3 protein-coding genes and 1 pseudogene are annotated in these 2,826 nt (G+C 55.6%); all 4 read right to left on the bottom strand.

Features of this window, described 5'->3' with window-relative positions; all coding sequences use genetic code 11:
* Window positions 1-243: pseudogene (locus WB528_RS18980) on the bottom strand (phasin family protein); the annotation flags it as partial.
* Window positions 244-668: 425 nt separating this feature from the next.
* Complete coding sequence (locus WB528_RS18975) at window positions 669-905, bottom strand: hypothetical protein (protein WP_423889935.1); 237 nt, start codon at window positions 903-905, stop codon at window positions 669-671.
* An 895-nt stretch (window positions 906-1,800) separates the two neighbouring features.
* On the bottom strand, window positions 1,801-2,010 hold the full coding sequence (locus WB528_RS18970) for a cold-shock protein (RefSeq protein ID WP_423889934.1): 210 nt from the start codon (window positions 2,008-2,010) through the stop codon (window positions 1,801-1,803).
* Between the two features lie 354 nt (window positions 2,011-2,364).
* The coding region (locus WB528_RS18965) for a universal stress protein (protein WP_423889933.1) at window positions 2,365-2,826 on the bottom strand (462 nt) is incomplete at its 5' end.

The following is a 2,826-nucleotide window of genomic DNA, read 5'->3' as shown; positions in this document are numbered from 1 at the left end:
CTGGATGTCTGCGGCGAGATGCTTACCATTCTCAGCCATTCTTTCGAGACGGTGTTTGCCGTATTCTTCCCAAGCGGTAACAGCGTCCGAAACAGAATGAGCGGCCACCAATTTGGAAGCAAATTCGGAAGCCATGTTTGCTTCGGAATGCCCGCGATCCGCGCAATAGCGATTGATCTCGGTAGTCATCTTTGTCAATTCCGTAGTCATCTTTGTCAATTCCGACTGAGCTTGGGCAAACGCCTGACTCGCTTCTGCGCAGCGGTCAGCATAAGGGCATAGATATTTTTCGTCTGATCCACGTCTGGAGAAAACTTAACTGCCTCCCGGCTTGCAGCGTTGATTTATATCAAGTCCTTCGGACGTCTTTCTCCAGCCGCCGACGTGACCGTCACTCAAGTCCGAACCGCACTCTTGATAGCGTCTCATTGATCGTTGCCGCGTCGAACACTCTGAGGCAGCGAGCGCTCGCCGACGACAGCCGTTTGACCAGGATCAATGCCGCAGCGGTGTGAGTTGGTTACTTCCAACGCCAGCTCCAAGTTCTAACCGTTATTTGTAAGCTGACGAGCCGGACTACGGCGCGAACTGTATCTGTCGCGGCACCTGTTGTTGGGGTCGCGCGCCTCCGCCAAACATAGGCGAGCATCGATTTGTCCGCGTCAGTATCAGCTCATCATGAGCTTGATCTGACCATCTTCAATGGCTCCCGCCGCAAGAGCGTCGCGAGCCATTCTTTCGATGGTCGGCCAATTCGCGAGAAGATACTTCTGCGCCTGTACTTTCGTTGGGAACGTGGTTTGCAGCATGCAGTCCTGCCGTGCGTTTCCATTCGCAATCCGAAAAGATACCGATTGGGGTCCCTCAGAAACCTCTTGTTCAGTTGGCATGGGAAGTTTGCGCATAATGCTCCTTCATGAAAACGTGGCCTCGCTGGTCGCGAACGCTGGCTGCCTACCTTGCATCGAGCGAACCGGCGGATGACCGGCACAGTTTAATCGACGGAGGCTGCCTCGGCTGAAATCTTTTTTGCTTTAGCCAGACGCTTCGACTGCTGATCCGGACTGGGCGTGTTTCGGACAGCCTCAGTCAGCATCTGCCGGAGTTCAGCTTTCGTCCTGGAAGGTTCACGCGTACTCGATCTTTGCCAATTCATTCATCTTATATGGGGATGCCCCGAGACAAATGCCACCTTCGATTGGAGTTTCGTATCTGCACCCGCCACGACAGATGGAGCGGCCAAAAGAAAGCATACAGATTCTATCAGCAGTTCACGCGCACGATCGACGATGTCGTCCAAAGATCTCGTTTACGCCAACATCTTCTGGGCTTCAGCCAGCAACTGGTCGCGCGTCGGCATGCTAGGCAGATGCCAGTCGGCAGAGTGTCGCAATCGAAGGAGCGCATCCCGCACCGACAATTCGGTCTCGTGGACTGACGATCCGATAGCCAGCGCGATGGATTCGGGATTGAAGCATGCAGCTAGTTGCTCAGCCGTTCGCCGGATCACCCGTGACCCCAGCCGCTGCTCATTACGTAAGACCTGCTTCGGCGGCGCCTTTACGGGTAGATAATGTCGTCATGCTCTTGGTTTAGATCGATGTTGGCCGACACGCTTACACCCTCCGTTATTTCAAATGCTGGGGTACCCTCGCCAGCACACGGCTAAAGATCTTGGCGGGCTTTGCGCGCGCTGTGATAAAAAGAACCCGCGGCCGGTAAACCAGCCGCGGGGTCGCGAAACCAGAGGCTCTGCCAGTACATCCGTGGTCAAAGCAGCATGGCGCCGATTGCGATAGCTTACGCTGCGCGCAGATTCTCCGCCGCAGATTTGCCAGTCCGGCGGTCTGCAACGACTTCAAAAGAAACCTTCTGTCCCTCGTTGAGGCTGCTCATGCCGGCGCGTTCAACCGCGCTGATATGAACGAAAACATCCTGGCTTCCTTCGTCTGGCTGAATGAAGCCAAAACCCTTTTGGCTGTTAAACCACTTCACAGTTCCGCTAGTCATGAGAGATCGTCCTTTAAGATAGATACGTGTTTGAAGCCGCGCCCAGAAGCGCAGCCGGCTAATTCGAAGTTTAGGAGGGAGGGTCGTCAGTCAGGCGCGCTGTCAGCGGCGAGGCCAAGTCGTTCGGCCGAAACTCGATTGGTCATACATGGCTATTGTTTGATCATTTCGCAAGTCCCCGTGACCGCGATCGATCCGCTTGCGAGATCAAAATGAAGGCCAAGGCCGGCAATCGTATTTGGCCTTTTTAAGCCGCGATACGATCTCCACCCGCCTGATGGCGCGATGGCTCTGGAAAATCAACAAGGCGCCGATTTGTGATGCGGTTGCTCGTCGCACCGCCATTTGTGCGGATCAGTGAGACATCATCAGACAACACGGCGCCTTCTTCAGAAGGTCGCGCGTCATGCCGCCGAACATCCATTCGCCCATTCGGCTGTGACCATAGGCGCCCGTTACGATCAGATCGGCACGCGCTTCCTTCGCAAGGCGCAATAGATGGTCCGCGTCGGTCTCGGCTGTATACACGCGGGTGTCCGTTCGACATTTTGCGCCTCGCAACGACAGATAATTCGCTACGTCCTGAACGCGCCGGCGTGCCACATCCTGTTCACTCGCAAGGCAAAGCTCGATAATGACAACCTCGGAGGCTTGGCCAAAAAATGGCAATGCGTGAAGAATGGCTAAGCGGGCCTCCCGTGTGTCCTTCCACCCCACAACGATGCGATCGGCCTTGAGCTCAGACACATGCTCCGGTGCGACAATTGTGGGGCGGCCCATCCTCAAGATCGCTTCGGCCGGCTCGATGTCCTGGGC

This window comes from Bradyrhizobium sp. (assembly GCF_049586575.1).
Classification (GTDB): Bacteria; Pseudomonadota; Alphaproteobacteria; order Rhizobiales; family Xanthobacteraceae; genus Bradyrhizobium.
This window is presented reverse-complemented; position numbering and strand designations above follow the sequence as displayed.

What these genes read in the sequence shown, in the direction of transcription:
- WB528_RS18970 (WP_423889934.1), bottom strand. Translation starts at nt 2,010, where the DNA reads ATGACTAGCGGAACTGTGAAGTGGTTTAACAGCCAAAAGGGTTTTGGC.
- WB528_RS18975 (WP_423889935.1), bottom strand. Translation starts at nt 905, where the DNA reads ATGCGCAAACTTCCCATGCCAACTGAACAAGAGGTTTCTGAGGGACCC.